This is a genomic window from Phenylobacterium sp. (genome assembly GCF_036821595.1).
Classification (GTDB): domain Bacteria; phylum Pseudomonadota; class Alphaproteobacteria; order Caulobacterales; family Caulobacteraceae; genus Phenylobacterium.
This window is the reverse complement of record NZ_DAISJG010000004.1, coordinates 63452-86195: the sequence shown is the minus strand read 5'-3', so window position 1 is coordinate 86195 and position 22744 is coordinate 63452. Positions and strand designations below refer to the sequence as shown.

General features: G+C 72.8%; 20 protein-coding genes and 1 tRNA gene. 7 read left to right on the top strand and 14 right to left on the bottom strand.

Features of this window, described 5'->3' with window-relative positions; genetic code table 11:
- Position 1: 1 nt before the first annotated feature.
- From V7Z97_RS03820 to V7Z97_RS03810, 3 genes are all read right to left on the bottom strand, one after another.
- Positions 2-634: a BON domain-containing protein gene (locus V7Z97_RS03820; RefSeq protein ID WP_334161539.1), complete on the bottom strand. Its 633-nt coding sequence runs from the start codon at positions 632-634 to the stop codon at positions 2-4.
- Between the two features lie 251 nt (positions 635-885).
- Positions 886-1167, bottom strand: coding sequence for a DUF167 family protein (locus V7Z97_RS03815; protein WP_334161538.1), 282 nt, complete (start codon positions 1165-1167; stop codon positions 886-888).
- A 4-nt stretch (positions 1168-1171) separates the two neighbouring features.
- A complete protein-coding gene (locus tag V7Z97_RS03810) occupies positions 1172-1489 on the bottom strand; it encodes a YggT family protein (protein ID WP_334161536.1) in 318 nt (105 codons plus the stop codon).
- Positions 1490-1608: 119 nt separating this feature from the next.
- Between V7Z97_RS03810 and V7Z97_RS03805 the strand changes: the two genes are divergently transcribed.
- Positions 1609-1684, top strand: a tRNA-Ala gene (locus V7Z97_RS03805).
- Positions 1685-1860: 176 nt separating this feature from the next.
- Positions 1861-2568 (top strand): metallophosphoesterase family protein, encoded by a 708-nt coding sequence (locus V7Z97_RS03800; protein ID WP_334161535.1) that lies wholly within the window; start codon positions 1861-1863, stop codon positions 2566-2568.
- Here the strand turns inward: V7Z97_RS03800 and V7Z97_RS03795 are convergent.
- Together V7Z97_RS03795 and polA are read right to left on the bottom strand one after the other, a co-directional pair.
- Positions 2565-3440 carry a DUF1206 domain-containing protein gene (locus tag V7Z97_RS03795; protein WP_334161533.1) on the bottom strand — a complete coding sequence of 292 codons (876 nt, stop codon included), beginning with the start codon at positions 3438-3440 and terminating at the stop codon, positions 2565-2567. The genes V7Z97_RS03800 and V7Z97_RS03795 overlap by 4 nt on opposite strands.
- Before the next feature lie 42 nt (positions 3441-3482).
- Positions 3483-6359, bottom strand: coding sequence for a DNA polymerase I (gene polA / locus V7Z97_RS03790; RefSeq protein WP_334161531.1), 2877 nt, complete (start codon positions 6357-6359; stop codon positions 3483-3485).
- A 104-nt stretch (positions 6360-6463) separates the two neighbouring features.
- Here polA and V7Z97_RS03785 point away from each other — a divergent pair, with 104 nt between their 5' ends.
- Positions 6464-7141, top strand: a complete 678-nt coding sequence (locus tag V7Z97_RS03785) for a hypothetical protein (RefSeq protein ID WP_334161529.1) — start codon at positions 6464-6466, stop codon at positions 7139-7141.
- Here V7Z97_RS03785 and V7Z97_RS03780 read toward each other — a convergent pair.
- Complete coding sequence (locus tag V7Z97_RS03780) at positions 7131-7934, bottom strand: isocitrate lyase/PEP mutase family protein (RefSeq protein WP_334161528.1); 804 nt, start codon at positions 7932-7934, stop codon at positions 7131-7133. The two genes, V7Z97_RS03785 and V7Z97_RS03780, sit on opposite strands and share 11 nt — an antisense overlap.
- A 124-nt stretch (positions 7935-8058) precedes the next feature.
- Here V7Z97_RS03780 and recF point away from each other — a divergent pair, with 124 nt between their 5' ends.
- Positions 8059-9198 carry a DNA replication/repair protein RecF gene (recF, locus tag V7Z97_RS03775; RefSeq protein ID WP_334161526.1) on the top strand — a complete coding sequence of 380 codons (1140 nt, stop codon included), beginning with the start codon at positions 8059-8061 and terminating at the stop codon, positions 9196-9198.
- Here the strand turns inward: recF and V7Z97_RS03770 are convergent.
- On the bottom strand, positions 9153-10766 hold the full coding sequence (locus tag V7Z97_RS03770; RefSeq protein WP_334161525.1) for an energy transducer TonB: 1614 nt from the start codon (positions 10764-10766) through the stop codon (positions 9153-9155). The genes recF and V7Z97_RS03770 overlap by 46 nt on opposite strands.
- Before the next feature lie 241 nt (positions 10767-11007).
- Between V7Z97_RS03770 and gyrB the strand changes: the two genes are divergently transcribed.
- Positions 11008-13434, top strand: a complete 2427-nt coding sequence (gene gyrB / locus V7Z97_RS03765) for a DNA topoisomerase (ATP-hydrolyzing) subunit B (protein WP_334161524.1) — start codon at positions 11008-11010, stop codon at positions 13432-13434.
- Here gyrB and V7Z97_RS03760 read toward each other — a convergent pair.
- The 3 genes from V7Z97_RS03760 to V7Z97_RS03750 are packed head-to-tail and all read right to left on the bottom strand — an operon-like array spanning position 13431 to position 16364.
- Positions 13431-13808 (bottom strand): bleomycin resistance protein, encoded by a 378-nt coding sequence (locus V7Z97_RS03760; RefSeq protein WP_334161523.1) that lies wholly within the window; start codon positions 13806-13808, stop codon positions 13431-13433. The genes gyrB and V7Z97_RS03760 overlap by 4 nt on opposite strands.
- Before the next feature lie 10 nt (positions 13809-13818).
- The gene (locus tag V7Z97_RS03755) at positions 13819-15621 is read right to left on the bottom strand and encodes a M14 family metallopeptidase (RefSeq protein WP_334161522.1); all 1803 of its coding nucleotides are present in this window, start codon (positions 15619-15621) and stop codon (positions 13819-13821) included.
- Between the two features lie 44 nt (positions 15622-15665).
- Positions 15666-16364: a winged helix-turn-helix transcriptional regulator gene (locus V7Z97_RS03750; RefSeq protein WP_334161521.1), complete on the bottom strand. Its 699-nt coding sequence runs from the start codon at positions 16362-16364 to the stop codon at positions 15666-15668.
- 167 nt (positions 16365-16531) lie between these two features.
- On the opposite strand from V7Z97_RS03750, the gene V7Z97_RS03745 reads away from it, so the two are divergent.
- Positions 16532-17671 carry an acyl-CoA dehydrogenase family protein gene (locus tag V7Z97_RS03745; RefSeq protein ID WP_334161520.1) on the top strand — a complete coding sequence of 380 codons (1140 nt, stop codon included), beginning with the start codon at positions 16532-16534 and terminating at the stop codon, positions 17669-17671.
- A gap of 2 nt (positions 17672-17673) precedes the next feature.
- Here V7Z97_RS03745 and recQ read toward each other — a convergent pair whose 3' ends face one another.
- From recQ to V7Z97_RS03730, 3 genes are all read right to left on the bottom strand, one after another.
- Positions 17674-19533 carry a DNA helicase RecQ gene (recQ, locus tag V7Z97_RS03740; protein ID WP_334161519.1) on the bottom strand — a complete coding sequence of 620 codons (1860 nt, stop codon included), beginning with the start codon at positions 19531-19533 and terminating at the stop codon, positions 17674-17676.
- A gap of 56 nt (positions 19534-19589) precedes the next feature.
- A complete protein-coding gene (locus V7Z97_RS03735; protein WP_334161518.1) occupies positions 19590-20054 on the bottom strand; it encodes a BLUF domain-containing protein in 465 nt (154 codons plus the stop codon).
- A gap of 84 nt (positions 20055-20138) precedes the next feature.
- Positions 20139-21878 carry an N-acyl-D-amino-acid deacylase family protein gene (locus tag V7Z97_RS03730; RefSeq protein WP_334161517.1) on the bottom strand — a complete coding sequence of 580 codons (1740 nt, stop codon included), beginning with the start codon at positions 21876-21878 and terminating at the stop codon, positions 20139-20141.
- 193 nt (positions 21879-22071) lie between these two features.
- Here V7Z97_RS03730 and V7Z97_RS03725 point away from each other — a divergent pair, with 193 nt between their 5' ends.
- Entirely contained in the window at positions 22072-22203 is a 132-nt protein-coding gene (locus tag V7Z97_RS03725) for a hypothetical protein (protein ID WP_325459150.1), read from the top strand.
- Here V7Z97_RS03725 and V7Z97_RS03720 read toward each other — a convergent pair.
- Positions 22200-22664 carry a COG3650 family protein gene (locus V7Z97_RS03720; protein ID WP_334161515.1) on the bottom strand — a complete coding sequence of 155 codons (465 nt, stop codon included), beginning with the start codon at positions 22662-22664 and terminating at the stop codon, positions 22200-22202. The genes V7Z97_RS03725 and V7Z97_RS03720 overlap by 4 nt on opposite strands.
- Positions 22665-22744 lie beyond the last annotated feature (80 nt).

Genomic DNA, 22744 nt, shown 5'->3' with positions numbered 1-22744 from the left:
CCTAGTGGGAGGGCGCCTCGCCGCCCTTGCCGAGGGCCGCGTTGCGCTGGTCGGCGGTCACCGCATGGTCCTGGCCCGGCGGATGGAAGGGGTTGGGCGCCTCCCCGGCCCGGCCGTCGAGGCTGAGGTCGCGGCGCGGACGGCCATGGACCTGCAGGTCGTTGCGCACCTCGCCCACCCCGCCGCAGCGGCGGGCCAGCTGTTCGGCCCGGTGGGCGTCCGATCCGCCGGGGACCTCCCCCGAAAGCGAGACGACGCCGCCCTCCACCTGCACCTCGATCTCGCGCGCGTCGAGCAGGGGGTCCTCCATCAGGGCCTCTGAGACGGCCTCGCGGATCCGCGCGTCGGTGCGGCTCCAGCCGCGCGGCCCGCGGCCGGCGTGCGGCCCGGAGCGCGCGTCCGCCCGCTGGTCGATCCAGGTGCGGCCGCCGGCGCCCAGGTCCTCGCCGCCCGGGTCGAAGCTACCGCCGTAGCCCTGGCCCCAGCTGCCGTCGAAGCCCTGGTTGCGGCCGCCCGCGCCGAAATCCCGGCCGTAACCGCGCGAGAAGCCCGGCTTGCGCAGCCCGCCGCCGAGCTCGCCGTCCTGGAATCCTGCCTGCCCGCCGTCGCGCGGGGACGTGTCCCGGTCCGCCATGGGTTCGCTCCTTGTTGTGGGTCCTCAGGGACGTAACCGGCCAGCCGCGCCGGCGTTCCGGGCGGCGGCTGCCGGTCGTGGGAGGAGGGGGGTGATCGGCCCGGCCTCGGTCGGGGGGGATGCCAGGGGTGTGGGCCGGGCCGATCGTCGCCGCTCGTGTCCGGCAGGCAAGCCGTTGAGCGACGTGCTCTCAACCCACTGTCAAAAAGCAAGTTCCGCCGGTCGGCGAATTTAATCCGTCGACGCAGGATTCAGCCGGGCGGCGCGCCCACGGCCGCGGCGAGGGCCGCGGGCTCCAGGCCCTCCACCTCGATCTGCTTGGTGCGGGCGGCGTCGCCGCGCAGGATCCGCAGGGCGGACCTCGGCCGCCCGAGCGCCTTGGCCAGGACGGCGATGACGGCGGCGTTGGCCTGGCCGTCGGCCGCGGCGGCCGAGACCCTGACCTTCAGGACCGGACGGCCCGCCTCGTCCTGCGTCCAGCCTTCGACGGCGTCGCGGCCGCCCCGGGGCGTCACCCGGACGGTCAGCCGCACGGCGTCAGAAGCTGACCATGCGGATCAGGAAGCCTTCCAGCGCCGGCAGGATGTACCGCTGCAGGCCGAAGATCACGAGGATGACGATGATCGGGCTGATGTCGACGGTGCCCAGCGGCGGGATCAGGCGGCGGAACGGCCGCAGCACCGGATCCGTCACCGCGTCCAGGAACCGGCTGACGTTGTAGACGAAGCGGTTGCGCAGGTTGATCACGTCGAAGACCACCAGCCAGGACAGGATGGCGTTGATGATGATCGCCCAGACGAGCAGCCCGAGCAGGCTGTTCAGGATGAAGAAGATGAACTGGATGATCGCGACCATGGCCCTGTCCCGTTGGCTGGACTTGGCTTCTAACCCGCTTTCGGCGGCTGGCAAGGCGCCGCACCGCAAGGCGGGCGCTTGACAGGGGGCCGGGCGATAGGGCTATTCCGCGCCTTCCTGGGGCCGTAGCTCAGTTGGTAGAGCGCCTCGTTCGCAATGAGGAGGTCAGGGGTTCGACTCCCCTCGGCTCCACCAGGAACCTTCCGGACCGCTATCTTCCGCCGCCGCGGCTTCGTTGAAGCCGATCCCGGCGCGCCCTATCTTCGAAGGCCCGCAGACCCGGACTCACCGCCCTGTTCCTCGACCGCCTGTTCGGCCGCAGCAAGAAGCCAGACACCCCGCCGACCACCGGCGGACGCCGGGTCTATGCGGTGGGCGACGTGCACGGGCGCCTGGACGCCCTGCAGCCCCTGATCCGCGCCATCGCCGACGACATGGAGGCCGCGCCGCCGCCGGAGCCGGCGCTGCTGGTCTTCCTCGGCGACTATGTGGACCGAGGGCCCGATTCCCGGGGGGTGGTCGACCTGGTGCTGAAGATGCGCGCCGCCTCGGGCCTGGAGACGCGGGCGCTGAAGGGCAACCACGAGGAGGCCCTGCTGCAGTTCCTGGCCGAGCCGTCGTTCGGCGCCACCTGGATGGAGCACGGCGGGGGGCCGACGCTGGTCTCCTACGGCGTGCAGCCGCCGCCGACCCGCACCGACAACGACGCCTGGGCCCGCGCCCGCGACGAACTGGAGCGCGTGCTCCCGCCCGAGCACCGCGCCTTCTACGAGACCCTGGAGCTGATGCTGGACGTGGGCGACTACGCCTTCGTCCACGCCGGCGTGCGTCCGGGGATCGCCTGGGACCAGCAGACCGAGCGCGACCTCCTGTGGATCCGGCAGGAATTCCTGCAGGAGAAGGGGCCGTTCGGGAAGGTGATCGTCCACGGCCACACGCCCACGGAGGAGGCCCAGCTCACCCGCCACCGCCTGGGCATCGACACCGGCTGCTACGCCACCGGCGTGCTCACCGCCGTGCGCCTGCAGGACGCCGACCAGCGGCTGATCCAGGTCAAGGCCGAGCGCCGTTTCGGCTAGCCCCTGATCGCTCGCTCCGTGCGGATCGGACGGCGCCACGCTTCCATCAGCGCGAACCCGCCGAACGCCATCAGCCCCAGCGCCAGCAGCGCCAGCGCCGGATTGCCCAGCGGCTGGTTCTCCAGCGCGTCCAGCGTCGCGCCAAGGCCCCGCACCTCCGCCGTGCGCGCCCGCCAGCCGGCCAGCACCAGGAAGACGCCGCCGGGCAGGAAGGCCAGGCCGCGGGCGAGGTAGCCCAGCCGCCCCAGCCAGCCGGCCAGCCGCCGCGTCCCGGCGTCGCCCTTCAGGCCGCGGCCGAAGTGGTCGAACACCGCCCGCAGGATGTTGCCCGCCGCCACGCCGACGATGAACAGGCCCACGGCCATCACCAGGAGCTCGCCGGCCGGAAGCTCAAGCGCCTTGCCCACCGCCGCCCGGGTGGACTCGCGGTCGTCCGCCTCGTGCAGGTCCTCGATGGCGTCCAGCAGGCCGAAGACCGAGATCGCGAGACCGGCGTGGACCGCGCCGCTGACCGCCTGTCCGGCGCGGCAGGCCAGGGCCTTGGGCGAGCGGCCCAGGCCGTCGGGGTCGAACAGCGCCTGCAGCGCCCGCCAGCCGGCGAAGCCGTAGAGGCCGAGGCCGGTGAGCCACAGGAGGGCCACGCCAGGCGGCCACTCGCCCCAGGCCTCCAGCGCGCCCAGCGCGCCCTCCGCGTGCGGCGTCAGGTCCGCCGCGGCCATCAGCCCGATCGCACCGATGCTCAGATAGACCGCGCCGCGCGCCGCATAGCCGGCCCGGGCCGCCATCTCCGCGAGCGTCGCCCACGGCCAGCGCGCGAACCGCCGGCGCAGGCGGTCGAGCACGGGGGAGCGGGAGGGCAGGGCGAGCGACATCGCCTGCCAGAAGGCCCGGCCGTGGGACCGGTTCCCCGATCCCTAGTGCGCGTCGTCCCAGTTGGCCGCGGCGCGGGCCTCGACCACCAGCGGCACGGACAGCGACACCGCCGGCTCGTGGGCGGTCTCCATGATCTTCCGCGCCACTGCGATCACCCGGTCGGCCTCGGCCTCCGGGGCCTCGAAGACCAGTTCGTCGTGCACCTGCAGCAGCATCTTCGCCGTCAGCCCCGCCTCGCGCAGGGCGCCCGGCATGCGGATCATCGCCCGGCGGATGACGTCGGCCGCCGCGCCCTGGATCGGGGCGTTGATCGCCGCCCGGTCGGCGAAGCCGCGCTCGGCCTGGCTCTTCCCGCGGGCCGCCGGGATGTGGACCTTGCGGCCGAAGATGGTGGTGACGAAGGCCTGGCTGCGCACCTGCTGCTGCATGCGGTCCATGTAGGTGCGGATGCCGGGGAAGCGCTCGAAGTAGGTCTTGATGTAGGCGCCCGCCTCCTCGCGGCTGATGCCCAGCTGGTTCGACAGGCCGAAGGCCGAGATGCCGTAGACGATGCCGAAGTTAATCGCCTTCGCCCGCCGCCGGGTCTCCGCCGGCATGCCTTCCACCGGCACGCCGAACATTTCCGACGCCGTCATGGCGTGGATGTCGAGGCCCTCCTTGAAGGCCCGCTTGAGCTGCGGGATGTCGCCGATGTGGGCCAAGAGGCGCAGCTCGATCTGGCTGTAGTCGGCGCTGATCAGGACATTGCCCGGTTCGGCGATGAAGCAGCGGCGGATCTTGCGCCCCTCCTCCGTGCGGATCGGGATGTTCTGCAGGTTGGGGTCGCTGGAGGCGAGCCGGCCGGTTGTCGCCGCGGCCAGCGAATAGGAGGTGTGCACCCGGCCGGTCTTCGGGTCGATCGCCGCCACCAGGTTGTCGGTGTAGGTGCCCTTCAGCTTGGAGAGCTGGCGCCAGTCGAGCAGCACGCGCGGCAGCTCGTGGCCCTGGGCGGCCAGGTCCTCCAGCATCGAGGCGTCGGTGGAGAGCTGGCCGGTGGCGGTGAACTTGCCCGAGCCCAGGCCCATCTCCTTGAACAGCACCTCGCCGATCTGCTTGGGGCTGCCCAGGTTGAACGGCCGGCCGGCGAGCCTGTGGGCCTCCACCTCCAGCTCGCCCATCCGTACGGAAAAGTCGTTGGACAGCTGCCGCAGCCGCTCGGGGTCGACCTTCACCCCGGCCAGCTCCATCTCCACCAGCACCTTGGGCATCGGCCGCTCGACGGTCTCATAGACCGTGAGCAGGCCCTCGTGCGCCAGGCGCGGGCGCAGGTGTTCGTAGAGCCTGAGCGTTACGTCGGCGTCCTCGGCGGCGTAACAGGTCGCCGTCCCCAGCTCGACGTGCTTGAAGCTCTTCTGGCTCTTGCCGGTCCCGGCCACCGTCTTGAAGCTGATCGGCTCGTGGCCCAGCCACAGCTTGGACAGCTCGTCCATGCCGTGGCTCTTGTGCAGCCCGCCCTCCAGGGTGAACGAGATCAGCATGGTGTCCTCGATGGGCCCCACGTCGATCCCGTAGCGGGAGAGGACGGCCAGGTCGTACTTGCCGTTCTGGGCGACCTTCAGGACAGACGGGTCCTCCAGCAGCGGCTTCAGCCGGCCGATCACCTCTTCGCAGGGGATCTGGACCAGCTCTTCCTTGCCGTCGAAGTTCAGCCCGCCGTCGCCTTCGTGCTCATGCTCGTGGCCCACGGGGATGTAGCAGGCCTCGCCCGGCGCCACCGCGAGCGACACGCCGCAGAGGTTGGCGCTGGTCGCCGACAGAGCGTCGGTCTCGGTATCGAACGCGACGGTCCCGGCGGCGTGGGCGCGCGCGATCCAGGCGTCCAGGGTCTCCACGTCGCGCACGCACTGGTAGGCGTTGACGTCGATGGCGCCGTGCTGCGGCGCCGACTTGGCGCGGACCTCCGGGGCCGGGGTGGCCGCGGCCGGCTGGCCGCCCGCCTTGCCGTCGCCGATGCGCCGGGCGAGCGTGCGGAACTCCATGCGCTCCAGGAACTCGGCCAGCACGGCGGCGTCCGGGTCGTCCACCGCCAGCTCGTCGATGGGGCAGGGCAGAGGCGTGTCGCAGTCCAGCTTCACCAGCTCGCGGGAGAGGCGGATCTGGTCGGCGTATTCGATCAGGGTCTCGCGGCGCTTCGGCTGCTTGATCTCGCCGGCCCGGGACAGGAGCGTGTCGAGGTCGCCGAACTCGTTGATCAACTGCGAGGCGGTCTTGATGCCGATGCCCGGCGCGCCGGGGACGTTGTCCACCGAATCGCCGCAGAGGGCCTGCACATCGACGACCTTCTCCGGCGGAACGCCGAACTTCTCGATCACCTGCTCGATGCCGATCTTCAGGTTCTTCATGGTGTCGAGCATGAAGACCTGCGGCCCCACGAGCTGCATCAGGTCCTTGTCGGAGGAGACGATCATCACCTCGCCGCCCAGGTCGCGGACCTTGCAGGCGTAGGCGGCGATCAGGTCGTCGGCCTCGTAGCCCGGCAGCTCGAGGCTCGGCACGCCGAAGGCGCGGGTGGCTTCCCGGACCAGCGGGAACTGCGGAACGAGGTCCTCCGGCGGCGGCGGCCGGTGAGCCTTGTACTTGTCGTAGAGCTTGTTGCGGAACGTCGACTCGGAGTGGTCGAAGACCACGGCCAGATGGGTCGGCGCGTCGGCCTGGCTGCGCATCTCCACCAGCAGCTTCCAGAGCATGCTGCAGAAGCCGGAGACCGCGCCCACCGGCAGGCCGTCGGACTTCCGGGTCAGCGGCGGCAGGGCGTGGAAGGCGCGGAAGATGAAGCCCGAGCCGTCCACCAGGTAGAGCCGCACCTTTGGCCCGTCCTGCGTCGTCTCGCGCGGGATCTCGGCAAGGGTTTCGGGGATGGCGTCGAGCGTGTCGGTCATGGCCGGAACATAGGCGCGGGAGCCCGCGAGGTCATCTGCGACCGTTCGCGAAAACCGCCTCGCCCGCCGTGGCGCGGGCCGGTCGGTCGGCTATAGGGTTCGGCATGGCCACGACCTTCCTCCACCTGGCGACCCCCTGCTACGGCGGCCAGGCGCATGTGGTCTACATGCGCTCGCTGCTGGCGCTGCGCCCGGCCTGCGCCGCCCGCGGGATCACGCTGTGGCCCGACATCGGCGGCGGCGAGGCCCTGATCGGCCGCGGCCGCGGCGCCTACCTGGCCAAGTTCCTGCGCTCCCAGGCCACCCACCTGCTGTTCGTCGACGCCGACGTGGGCTTCCCGCCGCAGGCGGTGTTCCGCCTGCTGGAGGCCGGCCATGACGTGGCCGGCGGCCTCTATCCCCGCCGCGCCCAGGACTGGGCGGCGGTCCGCGGCGGGGCGCCGCTCGCCTGGGAGGCCGACGAGCTGCCCGGCGAGGCGGCCGGCCCCGACGGCTTCCGCCGGATGGCCGCCGTGGGCGCCGGCTTCCTGATGATCACCCGCGCCGCCGCCGAGCGCATGGCCGGAGCCTACGCCGGTCTTCGCGCCGGCCTGGCCGACGTGCACGGCGCGGACCCCGGCCAGGCGCTGATGGTCTTCGACAGCTTCGTGGAGCCGGAGACCCGCCGCTACCTCAACGACTGGCAGGCCTTCGCCCGCCGCTGGCGCGACCTCGGCGGCGAGGTCTGGGCCGACACCCGCGCCGGCCTGACCCACATGGGCGAGGCCGCCCTCACCGCGTGAAGCGCTGGTTGAGGTTCGGCAGGCCCTCGGTGGCGAAGGCCCCCGCCTCGCCGGTCTCCAGGTAGGCGGCGACGCCCTTCGCCAGGGTGGCGTAGGCGAGGCGGAACGGGGCCGTGGCCGAGCTCAGCCGGCGCACGCCCAGCGCCTGCAGCCGCGCGGCGGGCGCGAGCCCCGGCAGCAGCATGATGTTCAGCGGCAGGGCGATCGCCTGCGCCAGCCGGCCGATCAGCGCCTCATCGGAAGCGCCGGGCGTGAAGATCCCGCTCGCGCCGGCCGCCGCATAGAGCCCCGCGCGCCGGACGGTCTCGGCCTCGGCCGCCTCGCCCTGCGCCAGGCCCCTCAGGTAGACGTCGGTGCGGGCGTTGATGAACAGGTCGACGCCGGCCTTCTCCGCCGCCCTCCGCGCCGCCTCGATCTTGCGGGCGTGCAGGTCCGGGTCGCGCCCGCCGTCCTCGAAGTTGATCCCGACCGCGCCCGCGTCGACCACCCGGGCGATGTTGCCGGCGAGTGCGGCCAGGTCGTCGGTGTAGCCCCCCTCGAAGTCGCAGGTGACGGGCGCGTCCACCACCCGGGCGATTTCCGCGACGGTGGCGACCACCTTCTCCATCGGCAGGGCGTCGCCGTCCGGGTAGCCGTGCGCCCAGGCGACCGCCGCCGAGGAGGTGGCCACGGCCTTCGCGCCGGCGTCGGCCATCAGGGCGGCGCTCGCCGCGTCCCAGGCGTTGGGCAGGACGAGGATCTCGGGCCCCCGGTGCAGGGCGTGGAAGGTCTCGGCGGCGTCGGTCCGGCTCATGGGGTCCCCTCGTTCAGCTTGAGCTTGGACGGCCATATGGGAAGCCTTGTGACATGCCGCTCGCGGAATCCGGACGTCACCGGCGCCCTTCGCCCGGATCGGCGAAACCGGCTATGACCCGGCGGTGACCGCCACGGCCCTCTCCCGCCTGACCCTGACCGACTTCCGCTCCTACGCCCGGGCGGAGCTGGCGCTGGACGGCCGCCCGGTCTTCCTGGTCGGCCCGAACGGCGCGGGCAAGACCAACCTCCTGGAGGCGGTCAGCTTCTTCACCCCCGGCCGCGGCCTGCGGGGCGCGAGCCTCGCCGAGGTCGGCCGCCGCCTGCCGGGCGAGGCGGCCGGCCGCGCCTGGGCCGTCGCCGCGATCGTCTCGGCGGGCGGTGAGGAGACCCGCCTCGGCACGGGCGTCGAGCAGGCCGGCGCCGCGCGGCGCACCGTCCGAATCGAGGGCGAGACCGTACCGCCCGGCCGCCTCGCCGAACACGTCCGCCAGGTCTGGCTGACCCCGGCCCAGGACCGCCTGTTCCTGGAGGGCGCGGGCGACCGGCGCCGGTTCTTCGACCGCCTGGTGTTCGCCGGCGAGCCCCGCCACGCCGCCCACGCCAACGCCTACGAGAAGGCCCAGCGCGAGCGGATGCGCCTGCTCACCGATGGCCCGCCCGACCCCGCCTGGCTCGACGCCCTGGAGGCCCGGCTCGCCGAGGCCGGCGCGCTGATGGCCGAGGCCCGCGCCCGCACCCTGGGCGCCCTGCAGGCCGAGATCGACACCCGCGGCGAGCGGCCGTTCCCGCAGGCCCGCCTCGGCCTTACCGGCGAATGGGAGCAGATGGCGGGCGAGGGCGCGGAGATCGCCGACATCGAGGGCAGGCTCGCCGAGGCCCTGCGCCGGGCCCGCGAGCGGGACGCCGCCGCCGGCCGCGCGCTGACCGGCCCGCACCGCGGCGACCTCTCGGTGATCCACGCCGAGAAGGACCGCCCCGCCGCCGAATGCTCCACCGGCGAGCAGAAGGCCCTGATCCTCAACCTCGTCCTCGCCCAGGCCGCCCGCCTGGCCCGCGAGGCGGACGCGCCCAGCCCCCTCCTGCTCCTCGACGAGGTCGCCGCCCACCTGGACCGCCGCCGGAGAGCCGCCCTCTTCGACGAGATCACCGCGCTCGGCCTGCAGGCCTTCCTCACCGGTACCGACGAGCACCTGTTCGAAGAGCTGAAGGGCCGCGCTCAGGGCGTCCGCGTCGACGGGGCGGAGCTGAGCGCGCTGGGCTGAAGCCCGGCCGGGCCGCAGTCGAAGCTTCGGCAGAACCTCGCGCCGGCGACGTCGGACAGCCGCGCCAGCATGGCCCGGCCGAGCACGTCCAACTCCCCGTCCGCCTCGACCATGGCCCGGCGCAGCGCGGCGCCCTCGCCGGTCTCGAAGGCTATGGCCGCGCGGAGCGTGGCCTCGTCCAGCTCCGAGCAGATCAGGTCGGCCGACAGCTCGCGGAAGGTCCGGTCGCCGGCCTCGTAGCCGGTCCTAAGGGCGGCGACCGCCGCCGACTGGGGCTCCGGCGGCAGGACCGACATAGCCTCGGTCTCCCTCCGCAGGGCCTCCTCCCAAGCGGGCGCGGTCCAGTGCCGCTGGAGGACTTCCAGCAGCCGGGCTCCCAGGGCGCGCCGAGCCGGCGTGACCGCAGGCGGCCGATAGGTCCCGCTGTCAAGCGCGACGATGTCCAAGAAGGCGGTCATCACCAGAACCCGGCGCCCGACCATGCCCCCGGTGACCCGAGCCGCCGGCAGGCGATAGCGGTCGGTCAGGGACAGCGCCGCTGCGCCCACGCCCAGGCCGGCTGGCGACTCGCCGGCCGTCCGGCATTCCTCCGGCGCCCCCTGGGTCCCGATGACGCAGACCAGGGCCGCGAAGCCGTTCAGGTCCATCGACCGCGCGAGCGGCCAGGCGCGGCGCAGGTCCTCGGGCGTCGGCCGCCGGTCCCACGCGATGATCGGCTCGGGCGCCTCGCCGCTGCCAAGCGCGGCCGACGCGTCCTCGGCCGACGACTTCCTGTCGCAGCTCACCCGTGCGCAGAACGCCTCGCGTGCGGCGGCGCGCGCCCGGCGCCGGGCTTCGGCTTCGACCGGCCCCCGCTTGAGCGTCAGCCGGTCCATGCCCTCGAAGTATCGCCGCCCCTCCGGGGTGGCGGCGAACGCGGCGGCGGCGGCGAGGTCGCGCTCGCTCATCCGTGACGCCAGGACGCCGGCGAGGGCCTCGCGCCAGACGGGAAGCACCTCCGGCAGAGCGCCGCGCAGCGCTTCGGCGGCGGCGGCGGAGGTCGCCGTCTCCACCCCTTGCTCGGGGACCCGGGCCATCCGCCGCGCATCGCCCTCCACCCGCCGGGTCGCCGCCTCGTCGAAGCGCAGCACCTCGACGATCCGCCGGGCCAGCGCCAGCCGCGCCGGATCAGCGTCGGGGACCGGCGGCCGGGGGGCGTCCGGCAGCTTGAAGTTGATCGGGATTCTCACTTCGTCGCCGGGATCGCGGGCGCCGGGGGCGAGCGGCGGCCGCATCTGGAAATCCCGGGTCATGGCAAGCGCCGCGGCGCCGAAGCCCAATCCCTTTGGCTGCTCTTCGAGCACCGAGCAGCGTTGCACGACGCCCGTCGGGATCGTCACCCGGCAGCTCAGCAGGACCTTGCCCTGCAGGCTCAGCCCCTGGGCCAACTTCGGATAGCGGTCCGACAGCCGCTCGGCGTCGGGCTTTTCGGCCCAGTCGGGTGCCAGCCGGAACTGCGCCTGGGCGGCGCCGGCGCCCAGCAGCGCCGCGAGGCAGGTCGGAAGGAAGGCGAGACGGCAAAACCTCATGCCGCACAACCTAGCAGCGCATCGACGCCTGCCGGAACCGCTGTCGCCCTCCTCACGCGCACGTACGTACGTACGTGCGCGCACGCGGGCAGGTGCGCTGGGCGCGCTTAACCCCTATATTGGGACTGACAGATTCGGCCGACTGCGGCCGCCGGGCGCGCGTGTGCGCCGGTTCCTCTGCATCGGAATGCGGGCTGGCGGCCTCCTTCGAGGTCTCCGGCCCGATTCAACTGGACGTGTGATGAGCGAAGAGAACGAGATCCCCGAAGGCAACGGCAGCGCCGAATACGGCGCGGAGTCGATCAAGGTCCTCAAGGGCCTGGACGCGGTGCGCAAGCGGCCGGGGATGTACATCGGCGACACCGACGACGGCTCGGGCCTGCACCACATGGTCTACGAGGTCGTCGACAACGCCATCGACGAGACCCTGGCCGGCTGGGCGACGCGCGTCGAGGTGATCCTCAACGCCGACGGCTCCTGCACCGTCACCGACGACGGGCGGGGCATCCCCACCGACATCCACGAGGGCGAGGGCGTCTCGGCGGCCGAGGTCATCATGACCCAGCTGCACGCCGGCGGTAAGTTCGACCAGAACTCCTACAAGGTCTCCGGCGGCCTGCACGGCGTGGGCGTCTCGGTCGTCAACGCCCTGTCGGACTTCCTGAAGCTCAAGATTCACCGCAACGGCCAGGTCCACGAGATGGAGTTCCGCCGCGGCGACGCGGTGTCGCCCCTGGTGGTCACCGGCGTGTCGCCGAAGCGCGAGAACGGCGAGTTCCTGACCGGCACCGAGGTCACCTTCCTGCCCTCGCTCGAGACGTTCAGCTTCATCGAGTTCGACCTGAAGACGCTGGAGCACCGGCTGCGCGAGCTCGCCTTCCTGAACTCCGGCGTGACCATCTGGCTGAAGGACCACCGCGGCGCCGAGCCGTTCGAGGAGGTCATGCACTACGACGGCGGCATCGAGGCCTTCGTGCGCCACCTCGACAAGGCCAAGACCCCGCTGATCAAGACCCCCATCGTGATCCGCGGCAAGCGCGAGAACGTCGAGGTCGACCTGTCGCTCTGGTGGAACGACGGCTACCACGAGAACGTCCTCTGCTTCACGAACAACATCCCGCAGCGCGACGGCGGCACCCACCTGGCCGCGTTCCGCTCGGCGCTCACCCGGATCATCACCGGCTACGCCGAGAGCTCCGGCGCGGCCAAGCGCGAGAAGGTGTCGGTCACCGGCGAGGACGCCCGCGAGGGCCTGACCTGCGTGCTCTCGGTCAAAGTGCCCGACCCCAAGTTCTCGTCCCAGACCAAGGACAAGCTGGTCTCCTCCGAGGTCCGTCCCGCGGTCGAGGGCCTGGTCTCCGAGGGCCTCGGGACCTGGTTCGAGGAGCATCCGAACGAGGCCCGGATGATCGTCCAGAAGATCGCCGAGGCCGCCGCCGCCCGCGACGCCGCGCGCAAGGCCCGCGAGCTCACCCGCCGCAAGTCGGCGCTGGACATCACCTCCCTGCCCGGCAAGCTCGCCGACTGTTCCGAGAAGGACCCCGCCAAGTCCGAGATCTTCCTCGTCGAGGGCGACTCGGCCGGCGGCTCGGCCAAGCAGGCGCGCAACCGCGAGAACCAGGCCATCCTGCCCCTGCGCGGCAAGATCCTGAACGTCGAGCGGGCCCGGTTCGACAAGATGCTCTCGTCCGACCAGGTCGGCACCCTGATCACCGCGCTGGGCGCCGGCATCGGCCGCGACGACTTCGACATCGAGAAGCTGCGCTACCACAAGATCGTCATCATGACGGACGCCGACGTCGACGGCGCCCACATCCGGACGCTCCTGCTGACCTTCTTCTACCGGCAGATGCCGGAGGTGATCGACCGCGGCTACCTCTATATCGCCCAGCCGCCGCTCTATAAGGCGGCCAAGGGCAAGGCCTCCCGATACCTGAAGGACGACGCCGAGCTCGAGGCCTACCTCATCGACGAGGGCGTGGAGGGCGCGACGCTCGACCTCGCGTCCGGCGAGCGGCTCACCGGCCGCGACCTGCTGGCCCTGGTCAACACCTCGCGCGGCGCCAAGGCCAATGTGGAGCGGCTCGCCGCCCGCGCGCCGGCGTTCGCCATCGAGCAGGCGGCGCTGGCCGGCCTGCTGGCCGAGGGCGGCGACCCCGCCGCGGCGGCCCATCGCCTGGACCTCTACGCCGAGGAGGGCGACGGCGCCTGGAGCGGCGAGAAGGGCGAGCTCGGCGGTTTCGTCTTCCTGCGCGTCAAGCGCGGCGTCTCCGAGCGCATCGTGCTCGACGACCTCCTGCTGCACGCCGCCGACGCGCGGCGCCTGGCGGAACGGTCGAAGGAGCTGGCGCAGGTGTTCTCCGGCGTCGCCACCTTCACCCGCCGGGACAAGACCACCACCGTCCGCGGCCCCATCGACCTGGTCAACGCGATCATGGACGCCGGACGCCAGGGCCTGAAGATCCAGCGCTACAAGGGTCTGGGCGAGATGAACCCCGATCAGCTCTGGGAGACGACGCTCGACGCCGACGCCCGCACCCTGCTGCAGGTGAGGGTCAACCACGCCGACGACGCCGACGACATGTTCACCCGCCTGATGGGCGACCTCGTCGAGCCGCGCCGCGAGTTCATCCAGGAGAACGCCCTGGACGCCGAGGTGGACGTCTAGCGGCGCACCGGGCTGCCGAAGGCCAGCAGGTTTCCGTCCGGGGCCAGCACCAGCAGCTCTCGCTGGCCGTAGGGCTTGTCCGCCGGCCCGTGGACGTCGCCCGGCGGCAGGCGGTCGAGCTTCGGCTTGAGCTCGGCGTGCACGGCGTCCACGTCGCGCACGTCGATGTAGTAGCAGAACCGCCGGTTGCCCGGCGGCGCGCCGTCGCTCCCGTGGTTCTGGAGCAGCCGGAAGCCGCAGCCCTCGCGCTCGACATAGGCGTAGTCGCCGTCGCGGAACCCCAGTTCGAAGCCCAGGGTGTCCGTGAAGAAGCCCACGGCCGCCGCCACGTCCGGCACGTGCATGAAGGGCGTCACCTGCAGGAACTGGGACATCGGTCCTCCCTCAGCGTGTCTCCCGGCCCACCGGGTAGATCAGGTGGCGCCGGTCGTAATAGGGCGTCCGCTCGTAGAACCAGCGCAGGCGGGCGTCGCCGTCGGCGGCGAAGGCCGGGTCGGCGGCGAGCTTCGCCCGGAACTCGGCGGCCAGGGCCGGGTCGTCCTTCAGCATCCGCTCGGCCAGCGGGGCGATGACATAGCCCTCCATGTACTCGGTGCGGTGCAGGATCTCCGGGAAGAAGCCCCAGGCCAGGAAGCTGTCGGGGCTGCGGGCCTCCAGCAGCAGGCTGGCCAGCTCGCCCAGCGGCTGGTCGGTGGGGACCCGGACCGAGCCCGGCGCATAGGTCACCTGCCGCCGCTCGGGCGCGTAGTCGGCGGCGCTGACGGGGAAGCGCCCTTCGCTGGCGGCCCCCTGCTTCGGCGCCACCAGCCGGGTCACCTCGACCTCCACGGTGCGCGGGGCCTTGAGGATCTCCATGCCCAGCCCGTGCCGGCGCAGCCGGTCGATCACCTCGGCCTTGTGCGCCGGGACCCAATAGGCGGCCGGCCGCTCGGCGACGACGTCCGGCGCGGAGCCGAACACCGGGGCCCGGACGGGCGCGCCCGGCCGGCCCAGCCAGCGGACCTCCTCGCGGCCCGAGGCCTCGGAGCGCCAGGTTTCCCGCTGGACCGGACGGAAGAGGATGGAATCCACCGGCTCCGCCAGCGGCTTCCAGGTCAGCACCACCCGGTCGGGCCGCAGCGCCCGGTCGGCCGCGCGCGCCGCCTCCAGTTCGCCCGCCCCGGCCGCCGCCGCCTGCAGCGCGGCCTCCAGCAGGACGTAGGTCCCCAGCACCCGCTGGCGGTACGGCTTCAGGGAATGGGTCTCCACCAGCACCGTCGGCATCCGCCGAAGGTCGCCGAAGCCGGTGGAGAAGCGCGGGGTGTCGGCGCCGACGTTGAAGCCCTTCTCCGGGGCCCGCGGGTCCACGGGATCGAGGTAGGGGGCGGGGAAGTGGCCGTTGCGGCTCAGGGCCTGCTCGAGCCCCGGCCTCAGCACCTTGTCCAGCCACTCGCCCGAGCGCGGGCTGCGGGCGTAGCGCCCGCCCCAGCCGGGGAAGGAGAAGGTGATGTCGTGGACGTAGTCGACGCCGTCGGTGACGTGCAGGTCGAGGTAGAGGTCCGGGTCGTAGCGCCGGATCAGGTCCAGCATGGCGCGCATCTCCGGCGCGTCGAGCTTGGCGTAGTCGCGGTTCAGGTTGAGGTTCTGGGCGGTGGTCCGGAAGCCCTGGCTCTCCGGACCGCGCTGGTTCGGCCGGCTGTAGGGCGAGGTGTTCTCGTGGCCGTCGGCGTTGAACACCGGCACGAACAGCAGGTTCGCCCCGTCCAGCAGGCCCGCCTTGCCGCGGAAGGCGATGTCGCGGATCAGCATCAGGCCCGCGTCCTTGCCGTCGATCTCGCCGGAGTGGATGCCGGCCTGGGCGAGCACGACGGGCTTGGCGGGGTCCAGCCGGCCGCGGTCCTTGCTGACGACCGCCACCACCAGTTCGCGGCCCTCCGCCGTCTCGCCGAACCGCTCCAGCCGGATCAGGTCGGACGCGCCCGCCATCCGGCGCAGGTAGTCCAGGGTCTCGGCATAGGAGGGGGTGGTGCGGAAGCCGGTGGTCTCGGCGGGCGTGATCCAGGGGTGGCCGGCCGGGGCCGGCAGCTTCTCGCTGGCCCCGCGCCAGGCCGGGGCCGGCGGCAGGATGTCGGCGAAGCGGCGGTCGGGCTGCGCCGCGGCGGGCGTCGTCAGCAGGGCGGCGGTCAGGGCGAGGGCGAGGGCGCGCATGCCGCCTTCATAACGCACGGCCGCGCCGCCGTAAGGCCGCGGCCTCAGCTCGCCAGCTTCTGCTGGCGGGCGAACGGGCTGAGGCCCAGCCAGGTCTGCATCTGCGAGGCCAGCGCCCGGTCGCCGACCACCCGCAGGCGCTCCTGGGCGAGCGCGACGCGCAGGCTGTCCACGCCCATCCAGACCGCCGTCATGGTCCGCAGGTCGCAGGCGACGTAGAGGTCCACGTCGAAGCCGGGGTCGACGCCGCAGAGGTCCACCGGCTCGCCCGGGGCCACCACCAGCCACCAGGACCGCAGGCCCGGCGGCTGCTCCGGATACTGGAACTGGATGACGCTGCGCCGCTGCGGCATGGGCGACAGGTCCAGGTTGCGGCGCATGTCCCACATCAGGAGCTGCGCATCGAGGTGCTGCAGCGACAGCTCCGGGTCCACCCAGCGCTGGCCCCAGGCGCCCACCGCCTCGACGATCGGCCCCACCTCCAGCCCCGCCGGGGTGAGCTCGTACTCGAACGCCGCCCGCTCACCGGGCGCGGGCACGCGCCTGACCACGCCTGCGGCCTCCAGTTCCTTCAGCCGCTGGGAGAGCAGGGCGGGCGACATCCGCGGCACGCCGCGGCGCAGGTCGTTGAACCGGCGGGTGCCGGCGACCAGCTCGCGCAGGATCAGCAGGGTCCAGCGGGTGCAGAGCACCTCGGCGGCCATGGCAACGGGGCAGAACTGGCCGTATCCGGCTTGCGGCATGCGCGCTCCCTTTCGGATAACGTTGGCATGCTAAGCTTCGGCCCCGCCGGCGGCTAGTTCAGTTCCTGTACCGGCGCGATTCAGTTCCTGAACTGGCCGCGGGCCCCGCCCGGTGGGATTCAGTCGCGCAGAACGGCGTTCGATGCGCCGCGCCAGAGGACCTCCCCATGCCCGACGACGCCACCCTGACCCCCGCCGCCCTCGACTGGGCCGCCCGCGCCGACGAGGCCGCCGCCCAGATCGCCCTGGACGCCGCCCGGCACGACGCCGACGACAGCTTCGTCGCCGACGCCTACGAGCTCCTGAAGCGCGAGGGCTTCTTCAAGGCCCACGTCCCGGCCGAGCTCGGCGGCGGCGGCGCCACCTACGCCGAGATCTGCGCCGTGGTGCGCCGGCTGGCCCGGGCCTGCGGGTCCACGGGCCTGGCCTTCTCCATGCACACCCACCTGGTGGCGCTCGCCGCCTGGCGCTGGCGCCACGAGGGCGCGCCCACCGAGGGCCTGCTGAAACGCGTCGCGGCCGAGGACCTGGTCCTGGTCTCCAGCGGCGGCTCCGACTGGCTGCAGAGCGCCGGGACGGCGGAGAAGGTCGACGGCGGCTACAGCGTCACCGCGCGCAAGGTGTTCTCCAGCGGCTCGCCGGCCGGCGACCTCCTGATGACCAGCGCGGTCTACGACGATCCCGACGCGGGGCCGACGGTCCTGCACTTCGCCGTGCCGCTCTCGGCCCCCGGCGTCACCCGCCTGGACACCTGGAAGGCCATGGGCATGCGCGGCACCGGCTCGCACGACCTGCAGCTCGAGCAGGTCTTCGTGCCGGAGGCGGCGATCTCCGGGCGCCGGCCGCAGGGCCGGTGGGGCCCGCTGTTCCACGGGATCAGCATGGTCGCCTTCCCGATCATCTACTCGGCCTATCTCGGCGTCGCCGAGGCGGCCCGGGCCCGGGCGCTTGAGGTCGCGCGGCGCAAGCCCGCCGACGAGGCGCTGACCCAGCTCGCCGGCGAGATGGAGAACGCCTTCTTCGCCTGCGAGACGGCGGTGGCGGGGATGATCCGCAACGCCGAGACCTCGAAGCCCGGTCCCGAGGCGACGAACCGCGCCATGATGGGCCGCACGCTGGCCGGCCAGGCGGCGATCCGCACGGTGGAGCGGGCCATGGAGGTGGCGGGCGGGGCGTCCTTCTACCGCAGCGTCGGCCTGGAGCGCGCCTTCCGCGACGTGCAGGGCGCCCGCTTCCATCCGCTGCAGGAGAAGCCCCAGCTCCGCTACGCCGGCCGCCTGGCGCTCGGCCTCGACATCGACGGCTGAGCCTAGCCGGCGAAGCCGCCGACGATCTCCAGCACCGCCTCGCCGTAGTGGGCGAGCTTGGCCTCGCCGACGCCGTTCAGCCGGGCCAGCGCCGCGCGGCTGCCAGGCTTCGCCCCGGCGATCTCCACCAGGGTGCGGTCGTTGAAGATCACATAGGGCGGCACGTGCTGGGCCTTGGCCTCCCGGGAGCGCCAGGCCCGGAGCGCCTCGAACAGCGGCTGGTCGGCGGGCGACAGGGCCGCCATGGCCTCGCGGCTGCGCTTGCGCGGCCGGCCGGAGCGGGTGGAGTCGTCATAGCCCTCCGCGGGCTTGCGCATCGCCACCCGCCGCTCGCCGCGGAACACGGCGCGCACGGCGTCGGCGTCGCCGATCCCCACCAGCGGGCGGCCGTCGTTGGGATCCTCGCGCAGCAGGCCCTCGAACAGCAGCTGCTCGGTCAGGTCCCGCCACTGGGCGACCGACAGCTCGGTCCCGATGCCCCAGGTGGACAGGCCCTGCTCCTGCGCCGAGGCGTCCTTGGTCTTGCCCAGCAGGTGGTCCACCAGCCGCCCGCGCCCGAACCGGCCGCCCAGCCGGTGCGCGGCCGACAGCGCCTTCTGGGCGGCCTCGGTGGCGTCGGTGGTCTCCACGGCGCCGGTGCACAGATCGCACTGGCCGCAGGACTTCACCCCCTCCTCGCCGAAGTAGCGCCGCACCGCCGCGGCCCGGCAGCCGGTGCCGTCCAGCAGGGCGTAGAGCTGGCGCACCTTGCGCGACTGCACCTGCTTGACCGTCTCGTCCACGTCGCGCTCGGAGATCCGCCGCAGCGCCCAGGCCATGTCGGCGGCGCCGTAGAGGGTGATCCCCTCAGCCGGGTCGCCGTCGCGCCCGGCCCGGCCGATCTCCTGCCAGTAGGCCTCGATGGAGGCCGGCGGGTCGGCGTGGATCACGAACCGGACGTCCGGCTTGTCGACACCCATGCCGAAGGCGATGGTCGCCACCATCACCGCCGCGTCCGCCTCCAGGAACTGCTCCAGCCGCTCGGTGCGCAGCCGCCGCTCCAGGCCGGCATGGTAGGCCAGCGCCGGCACGCCCGCGTCGCGCAGCGCCTGGGCCAGCTTCTCCGTCCCGTCGCGGGAGCCGGCGTAGACCACGCCCGAGCGGTCCGGCCGGGCGGTGACCAGCTCCACCACCCGCTTGTCCTTGCCGCCGCGCTTGCGCTCGGCCGACAGGATCAGCTCCGGCCGCGCGAAGCTCGCCACGAACTCGCGGCTGTCCTGCAGGCGGAGCTCGGCGCGGATGTCCTCGCGGGTCCGCGCGTCGGCGGTGGCGGTGACCGCCAGCCTGGGCACGGTGGGGAACAGTTCGGCGAGCTTGCCCAGCATCCGGTATTCGGGCCGGAAGTCGTGGCCCCACTGGCTCACGCAGTGGGCCTCGTCGATGGCGATCATGGACAGCGGCGTGCGCGACAGCCGCTCCAGCATCCAGGGCTGCATCAGGCCCTCGGGCGAGACGTAGAGCAGCTCCAGCTCGCCGGCCTCGATGCGCCGCCAGGTCTCGGCCTTCTCGGCGGGCTCGATGTTGGAATCCAGCCGCGCCGCCGCGACGCCCGACTGGATCAGCCCCGCCACCTGGTCGGACATCAGGGCGATCAGCGGCGAGACCACCAGTCCCAGGCCCGGCCGCATCAGGCTGGGGATCTGGTAGCAGAGGCTCTTGCCGCCGCCGGTCGGCAGCACGGCCATGGCGCTGCGTCCGGCCAGCACCTCGCCGATCACCTCGGCCTGCAGCCCCCGGAACTCCTGGTGCCCGAACGTCCGGCGCAGGATCTCGCGGGCGCGGTCGAGGGGCGCGTGTTCGGCTTCGGCGAGGGCGGCGGGCATCGGCCCCTTATGCCGCGCGTCGCCGGCTCACGCCATGCGGCGTTCTCGGTTTCGTCCTAGCCGAGGGCGGCGAGCTGGGTGCGCCGCTGGATGCCGCGGACCGACTTCAGCAGCCGCAGGACCTGCAGGCCCGTGAGCGCATAGGGCTCGAAGGAGGCGCGCATCGACAGGGTCTCCAGGATGGCGTCGTCGGCCGGCGTCATCCGCCTCGCGCACATGTTCCAGTCCTCGAAGCTGCGGCGCTCGGCCGGGGCGGCGTGCAGCACCTTGCAGTCCTCGTGGCGCGGGTCGCCCGAGATCCGGCTGTAGGTCGCCAGCACGGCCTCGGTGGGTCCCTCCAGCGCCTGCACGAACCAGCCCTCGTGCACCAGCAGCAGGCCGGTGACGTCCACCAGCCGGTTGTTGCGGATCGAGGTGTGGACGATCGACTCCACCTCGCGGTCCTGGTCGGGCCAGGGGATGCGCACCCGGCTGCTGTAGATGAGCTGGTGCAGCGTCCGGCTGCCGGGGGTGCGGTCCATGTGCGCCTCCGAGGGTGGGCGGACGTACTAGGCCGGCGTTGGTTGCGTTTCGGCTAACGCGCTACGCCGTATGCGGACGGCCGCCTACTCCGCCGCCATCGCCTGGGGCCTGGTCTGCGCGCCGCGCAGCAGGCGGCCGGGGAGGGCGCCGGTGGGCTCGCCGTCGCGGTAGGTGACCTCGCCGGCCACGATGGTCGCCACATAGCCCTCCGCCCGCTGGATCAGCCTGCGCCCGCCGGCCGGCAGGTCGTAGGCCACCTCGGGCGCCTTCAGCGTCAGGCGGTCGTAGTCGATGACGTTGAGGTCGGCGCGGTAGCCGGGGGCCACCAGGCCGCGGTCGAACAGGCCCACGGTCTCCGCCGTCCGCCGCGTCTGGCCGGCCACCATGTGCTCGATGGAGAGCTTCGGCCCGCGCGTCCGGTCGCGCGTCCAGTGCACGAGGTTGGTGGTCGGGAAGCTGCCGTCGCAGATCATGCCCACGTGCGCCCCGCCGTCGGAGAGCCCCGGCACGCAGTCGGGATGGCTCAGCATCTCGTAGGCCGGCCCGAGGTCGCCGTCGGCGTAGTTCAGGAACGGCAGGTAGAGCATGCCGCGCCCGCCGTTGGTCAGCATGTGGTCCAGGGCCACCTCGGCCGGATCCTTGCCCGTGCGCTCGGCGATCGCCGCCACGGTGGTGTCGCGGGTCGGCTCGTAGTCCGGCTGCTGGGACAGCAGGAACATGTTGCCCCAGGCCCGGGGCTGGGTTCCGGCGAAGCCCCGCTGGGCCTCGCTCTCCTCGTGCAGCAGCCGCGCCCGGAACGCCGGATCGGTCAGGCGCGCGACCTTGCCCGCCAGCGGCAGGGCCCGGATCTCCTGGTAGGCCGGATGCTGGCTGAACGGGTTCATGGTCAGCTCGAAGCCGAACAGCACCCCCACCGGACGGCTCGCCACCTGCGCCCGCATCGGCAGGCCCGCGGCGTTGGCCTCCTCCAGCCGCTGCAGCAGGACCTTGTAGCTCTCCGGCGCGCGCGGGCTCTGCACAAGGCTGAACGACAGCGGCCGGCCAGACCGCTCGACGATCCGGCGCAGCATGGCCCATTCGGCCTCCGGGTCGGCGAAGTCGGAGACCACCTGCAGCACCCCACGGCCCGCGGCGGCGAGCCCCAGCGCGATGCCGGTCAGCTCGTCCTCGCCGGCGGTCAGCGTCGGCGTCGGCTGGCCGTCGGAGGTGCGGTGGTTCAGCGTCCGCGAGGTGGCGAAGCCGAGCGCCCCCGCCTCCGCCGCGCGCTTCGCCAGCGCCGCCATGGCGTGGATGTCGGCCTCCGTGGCCGGCTCCCGGTTGGCCCCGCGCTCGCCCATCACGAAGACCCGGAGCGCCGCGTGCGGCAGCTGGCTGCCCACGTCCACGTCGAAGCGCCGCTCGGCCAGCCGGTCGAGGTAGTCGGGATAGCTCTCCCAGCTCCACGGCAGGCCCTGGCTCAGCACCGGGAAGGGGATGTCCTCGACCCCCTCCATCAGCCGGATCAGGCGGTCGTGGTCCTCCGGCCGGCAGGGGGCGAAGCCCACGCCGCAGTTGCCCATGACCACCGTCGTCACCCCGTGCCAGGACGAGGGCTGCATGCGCTCGTCCCAGGTCGCCTGGCCGTCGTAGTGGGTGTGGATGTCCACGAAGCCCGGGGTCACCAGCCGGCCGCGCGCGTCGATCTCCTCGGCCCCCGCGCCGGAGACCCGGCCGACGGCGGCGATCCGGCCGTCCTTCACCGCCACGTCGGCCTCGAAGGCCGCCTGGCCGGTCCCGTCCACGACGGTCCCGCCGCGGATCACCAGATCATGGGCTCGTTCCATGGCGCCGCCTCCCTGAAGGCGATGTTGGTCTCGTTGTCGGGGACTTTGCGCGCCCGACGCCACGGCAGGCAAGCGGCCCGCAGGCTTGGCCGTGGGAACTCACTGAATATTCAGCCTGTTCTTTGCCCGGCTGTTAACCGCAGCAAGCTAGGCTGTAGGGACTAGGATGCGCAGAACGGAAGAGGGACCCGTGATGCCGCTCAAGGCATTTCTCGCCGCCGCCGCGGCGATCGCGGTGGGCGTGGGGCTGCTGCTCCCTGTCCCGCACAAGACCGAGGCCGCGGCCCAGTCGCAGGTCGAGATGATGGACCTCGGGCGGGGCTAGCTCCCGCCCGGGCGCGTCAGCTCCGACGCCTTGCCCGCGCAGCCGGTCATCGTCCGGCCGGCGACGGTGGCCTCCGCCGACATCGCATAGCGCATGTCGCTCATCCCGTCGGAGCATTCGCTCGCATAGACCGTGACGGCCAGGGTCTGGCCCTCGGCGCTCTTCGCCTCCCAGCTCGCCTGGTCCGGCGTCACCTGCGCGCCCGGCGCCGTGTAGGCGACGTCCGGAACGCCGGGCTGCATCAGCGTCAGCGTCGTCCCGTCGATCCTCACCGCCCAGAAGGGCTCGTTGCCCCGCGCCAGCAGGGGCTGGGAGAGGTCCATCACCGTCCCGGCCTTCGCCGGCGGCGCCGCCGCGGCCGCGGGCGGGGCGTCGGCCGGCGGCGGCGCGGGCGTCCCGTTGGGGTCCTGGGGCTGGCAGGCGGCCAGGAGGAGGGCGAGCGCCCCGGTCAGCAGCCGCATCGGTGTCTCTCCAAGGCTTTCCGGACCGCACCATCCGGTGATCGCGGACGGCCTGCAAGGCCGGCGCAAATCAGCTTAGC

Bases quoted from the DNA above. Each gene is read 5' to 3' on its own strand.
- V7Z97_RS03750 (WP_334161521.1), bottom strand. From the start codon at position 16,364: ATGCCGCAAGCCGGATACGGCCAGTTCTGCCCCGTTGCCATGGCCGCC.
- V7Z97_RS03735 (WP_334161518.1), bottom strand. From the start codon at position 20,054: ATGGACCGCACCCCCGGCAGCCGGACGCTGCACCAGCTCATCTACAGC.
- V7Z97_RS03730 (WP_334161517.1), bottom strand. From the start codon at position 21,878: ATGGAACGAGCCCATGATCTGGTGATCCGCGGCGGGACCGTCGTGGAC.
- V7Z97_RS03725 (WP_325459150.1), top strand. From the start codon at position 22,072: ATGCCGCTCAAGGCATTTCTCGCCGCCGCCGCGGCGATCGCGGTGGGC.
- gyrB (WP_334161524.1), top strand. From the start codon at position 11,008: ATGAGCGAAGAGAACGAGATCCCCGAAGGCAACGGCAGCGCCGAATAC.
- V7Z97_RS03720 (WP_334161515.1), bottom strand. From the start codon at position 22,664: ATGCGGCTGCTGACCGGGGCGCTCGCCCTCCTCCTGGCCGCCTGCCAG.
- V7Z97_RS03820 (WP_334161539.1), bottom strand. From the start codon at position 634: ATGGCGGACCGGGACACGTCCCCGCGCGACGGCGGGCAGGCAGGATTC.
- V7Z97_RS03745 (WP_334161520.1), top strand. From the start codon at position 16,532: ATGCCCGACGACGCCACCCTGACCCCCGCCGCCCTCGACTGGGCCGCC.
- recQ (WP_334161519.1), bottom strand. From the start codon at position 19,533: ATGCCCGCCGCCCTCGCCGAAGCCGAACACGCGCCCCTCGACCGCGCC.
- V7Z97_RS03755 (WP_334161522.1), bottom strand. From the start codon at position 15,621: ATGCGCGCCCTCGCCCTCGCCCTGACCGCCGCCCTGCTGACGACGCCC.
- polA (WP_334161531.1), bottom strand. From the start codon at position 6,359: ATGACCGACACGCTCGACGCCATCCCCGAAACCCTTGCCGAGATCCCG.
- V7Z97_RS03785 (WP_334161529.1), top strand. From the start codon at position 6,464: ATGGCCACGACCTTCCTCCACCTGGCGACCCCCTGCTACGGCGGCCAG.
- V7Z97_RS03780 (WP_334161528.1), bottom strand. From the start codon at position 7,934: ATGAGCCGGACCGACGCCGCCGAGACCTTCCACGCCCTGCACCGGGGG.
- V7Z97_RS03760 (WP_334161523.1), bottom strand. From the start codon at position 13,808: ATGTCCCAGTTCCTGCAGGTGACGCCCTTCATGCACGTGCCGGACGTG.
- V7Z97_RS03795 (WP_334161533.1), bottom strand. From the start codon at position 3,440: ATGTCGCTCGCCCTGCCCTCCCGCTCCCCCGTGCTCGACCGCCTGCGC.
- V7Z97_RS03770 (WP_334161525.1), bottom strand. From the start codon at position 10,766: ATGAGGTTTTGCCGTCTCGCCTTCCTTCCGACCTGCCTCGCGGCGCTG.
- V7Z97_RS03810 (WP_334161536.1), bottom strand. From the start codon at position 1,489: ATGGTCGCGATCATCCAGTTCATCTTCTTCATCCTGAACAGCCTGCTC.